The following is a 2,742-nucleotide window of genomic DNA, read 5'->3' on the forward strand; positions in this document are numbered from 1 at the left end:
GCATCTACTACAGTAACCTATGATCTTGGTGACGACGCCGCACCTTCGTCGCCGGACTGGACATCCATGATGCGGCGGGGCTCTCACGCTGCAAGAAGGGAACGACCCGGTTTGTTCTTCCCTATCTACGCCGCGCCAGATGGTTCAAGGATCATCGAGGTTGGTGAAACTGTTCCCCTGGATGCTGCCCTTCCCCCAGACCGGCGCGGGCTCGTTACTATCTGGCCACTTCGGTCTGATGGAAGCCAAGGAGTATGGCAAGTTGGACCGGAAGAACTCAGAAATCGCATTGAGCAGGGTCGGGTAAGGCTTGGACGCCCAACGTCCTATGGCTTCGTAGTGAACTATCTTCCGGACGGTGCATACGCTGCGGTAATGTCGGAAAGGTTTGTGGTCAAGGGTTTTGCTGAAGACGGGTCAATTATCGCGGAGGGGCGAAGAGATACACGCAGGATCGCGCCATCCCAATGGAGGATTCCTGCTCACAACGCATCAGAGTATGGAACCGCTTTGTTACGCAGTATATTGCCCAAGCGAACTTTTCCGTTCCCAAAGTCACTTTATGCCGTTGAGGACGCCCTACGTTTTTTTGTTCAAGACAGACCAAACGCCATCATCCTCGACTTCTTCGCGGGCTCCGGCACGACCGCCCACGCCGTCATGCGGCTGAACCGCCCGGACGGCGGGCGGCGGCAGTGCATCTCGGTCACCAACAACGTGGTGGCGGCCGAAGAGCAGACGGCCCTACGGCGGGCCAGCCTGCGGCCTGGGGATACTGACTGGGAAAAGTGGGGCATCTGCGACCACATCACCAAGCCGCGGATCGGCGCCGCGATCACCGGCAAGACGCCGGAGGGTAAGGAAATCGAAGGCGACTACAAGTTCACCGACGAGTTTCCGATGGCCGAGGGGTTTCAGGAGAACGCCGAGTTCTTCACGCTGACCTACGAGTCCTACGTGGCCGTCGGTGCGAACTTCGCCTTCCAGCGCATCGCCCCCCTGCTGTGGATGCGGGCAGGGTCGGAAGGGCGTCGGATCGACGACCTGCCAGAGGGTGGTTGGGCTTTGGCCGATACCTATGGTCTGCTGGTCGACCTGGACCGCGCAGGCGCATTCTGCGACGCCGTGGCCGCGAAAGGTGGACTCCGCGTCGCCTATGTGGTGACCGACGACGACCGCCGTTTCCAGGCGGTGGCCCGCGCGCTGCCGGACGGGGTCGAGCCGGTACGGCTCTACGAGTCCTACCTTTCCAATTTCCGCTTTTCGATGGGCCGCTGAGCCATGAAGTTTACCCTCAAGGACTATCAGGAAGAGGCCGTCGGCAAGGTTCTGGTGAACCTCAAGAAGGCGTCGAAGCGCTGGCGCGAGGACAAGGACAAGCACGCCTTCTCGCTGACGGCGACGACCGGCGCAGGCAAGACTGTCATGGCGGCGGCAGTGTTCGAGGCGCTGTTCCACGGCGACGACAACTACGACATCGAGCCCGATCCGGGCGCTGTGGTGATCTGGTTCAGCGACGACCCGTCCTTGAACGAGCAATCCAAGTTTCGGCTGCTGGAGGCGTCCGACCGCATCTCGATCTCGGATCTGGTGGTGGTTCAAAGCACGTTCCAGCGGGAAAAGCTGGAAGCGGGGAAGATCTACTTCCTGAACACCCAGAAACTGGGCAAATCGAGCCTGCTGGTTCGTGGCCACGATGCCGATGATGAAGGGATCGAAAAAGACGGCCAGATGCGGATCATGCCCGACATGCGATCGTTCACGATCTGGGATACGATCCAGAACACGATCGATGATCCGGCGCTAACTCTCTATCTGGTGCTGGATGAGGCGCATCGCGGGATGCGCTCTGGCACCGGCGCGGGCGAGAAAACCACCATCGTCAAGCGGCTGATCAACGGGACCGGCTCTGTTCCCGGCATTCCCGTCGTCCTCGGGATCTCGGCAACTGTCGAGAGGTTCAACGCGGCGATGAGCGACATGCAGGGCCGCGCCACCCTGCCGAATGTCATTGTGGATTCCGCAAAGGTGCAGGCCTCGGGCCTTTTGAAGGACACCATCATCCTCGACGTGCCGAACGAGGCCGGTCAGTTCGACACGGTGCTTGTACGGCGCAGCACGGACAAGCTGAAGGACATCTCGGCGGCATGGGCAACTTATGCGCAGGCGCAGGGCGACGCAGATCCTGTGCGACCGCTCATGGTGTTGCAGGTTCCGAATTCGCCTGACCCGAACGACATAGGAAAGGCGCTGGACACGATCTACGAGCGGTGGCCCGATCTTGCGGATGATGCGGTCGCCCATGTTTTCGGCGAGCATACAACGCAGACCTTCGGACGCCACAGCGTGCCTTACATCTCACCCGAACGGGTGCAGGACTCGATATGGGTCCGGGTGCTGATCGCGAAGGACGCCATCAGTACGGGCTGGGACTGCCCACGCGCCGAAGTCATGGTCTCGTTCCGGCCTGCACGGGATAAGACGCACATCACGCAACTTCTCGGGCGGATGGTGCGCACTCCGCTTGCGCGCCGGATCCCGGGCAATGACCGATTGAACTCGGTGGACTGCCTTCTACCGTTCTTCGACGAAGCATCGGTCAAGGACGTCGCCAAGGCGCTGATGTCAGGCGGGGATGGAGGCGACGATCTCCCCGGCCGCCGCGTGTTGATCAATCCAGTGGAGCTGAAGCCGAATCCAGCAATCCCCGAGGGAGTCTGGGACAAGCTGCTTGCACTTCCG

General features: G+C 60.9%; 2 protein-coding genes. Both read left to right on the top strand.

Annotated features, from left to right (window positions below; genetic code table 11):
* The first annotated feature begins 339 nt into the window (after positions 1-339).
* Complete coding sequence (locus ACKODO_RS10315) at positions 340-1,278, top strand: DNA methyltransferase (RefSeq protein WP_408983352.1); 939 nt, start codon at positions 340-342, stop codon at positions 1,276-1,278.
* Positions 1,279-1,281: 3 nt separating this feature from the next.
* A partial coding sequence (locus tag ACKODO_RS10320) for a DEAD/DEAH box helicase (protein ID WP_408983353.1) occupies positions 1,282-2,742 on the top strand: 1,461 nt, incomplete at its 3' end.

The organism is Rhabdaerophilum sp., from assembly GCF_046092605.1.
GTDB lineage: Bacteria > Pseudomonadota > Alphaproteobacteria > Rhizobiales > Beijerinckiaceae > Rhabdaerophilum.